The 1,381-nt window shown below is 43.7% G+C and carries 1 protein-coding gene; it reads right to left on the bottom strand.

Going from position 1 to position 1,381, the window contains the following annotated elements; genetic code table 11:
* Window positions 1-113: 113 nt before the first annotated feature.
* On the bottom strand, window positions 114-1,381 hold a 1,268-nt coding region (gene istA, locus BUB92_RS11150), incomplete at its 5' end, for an IS21 family transposase (RefSeq protein ID WP_143156965.1).

A 1,381-nucleotide genomic window follows, 5' to 3' on the forward strand; every position in this document is an offset into this window, starting at 1 on the left:
GGGCCTTTGTCTGCCAGAGGTATTGCCTGATTTTCCCTGGCCAGGTTAAATTCTATGATATCAAGGGAGTATTTCTGTTTTTCCTGGGCTGTTTTAAGGGCTCTTAGCACAGGCTATAATCCCTGATCAACTATTAGGCGTAGCAGCCTAACCATAGCTTTGTCAGGGTTTTTTAGCTTTTTAGCATAAGTAAATATCTGTTCTGGTAATTGGGCCTCTTTGACTGGTTTAGCATGAAATACTGACCGGGGTCTTTGTTCTATCAGAGGTATATAATGCTCTAGTTGGTAAATGGTCTGGTATTTTTTATAGCAGCGGGGGTGACTGGCAATCTTTTCTCCCCGGTAGTAAATATTAATCTTAAGTCCACTGGCTTTAACGGTTACCTGCTTGCCTGCCCATTTTACCGGTACTGAATAGCTGTTGGTTTCGAAACGTACCGTAGAAAAGTAATCTACTCTTACTTCGGCACTTTTACAGCTTTCATAAGGTTTGAGGGGAAGGGGCAGAAGAGCTTTTTGTTCCAGGGCAAAAGCTTCTTTTACACTCATATCCCGACCCTGAACTTTATGGTGTTCTATGTATTTTAGGCAGCGTTGCTGCAGTAATTGATTAAGTTCTTCAAAGCTGGATACCCTGGGTACTGGCACTAAAAAGTTGCGGCGTGCGTAACCAACCAGGTTTTCTACCAGTCCTTTTTCATGACCTTCACCTGGATTGCAAAATACTGGCCGGTAAGCATAATGAGCTCGAAAGGCGGCGAATTTATCCTGTTCCCGGGCTGTTTTGCCCCAGCCTTCTTTTACGGCGGTTTTTAAGTTGTCATAGATCAGATCACGGCTCACTCCACCAAAAAATTCAAATCCTTTGACATGAGCTTCTAAAAAAGTTTCCTCCCGTTCGGAGGGATAAGCTATTACAAATGGGGCTATGCTGTGGCAAAGTCGCATACAAAACAGATGGACTTCGGTTTTTACTCCATTAAGTATAATGGTAGCCTGTCCCCAATCTACCTGGATGGCTTCTCCGGGTTCAAAAGCCGGGGGTACATAAACCTTAGGTATTTTGTCTCTTAGCTCCTTAACGGCATTACGAATAGTAGAGCATCCACCAGTGAAGCCTTTTTCTTCACATAAGCGCTCATAAATTCGCTGGGCGGTATGCTTTTGCCGTTTATTAGGAGTTTGGGCATCCTCCTGTAAACATGATTTAATAAAGTCAATAACCTCGGGAGTTATAACGCTGGGTGCTCTTTTTACGGGCTTACGCTCCCAGGGAACTTGCTCTCCCTTGCAGTAACGCCTTACTGTATTGCGTGATATTCCTAGCTGTTTGGCGATAGATCTTTGAGACATCCCTTCCACTAAATACAAATGTCTGA

This window comes from Thermosyntropha lipolytica DSM 11003, from assembly GCF_900129805.1.
GTDB lineage: Bacteria > Bacillota > Syntrophomonadia > Syntrophomonadales > Syntrophomonadaceae > Thermosyntropha > Thermosyntropha lipolytica.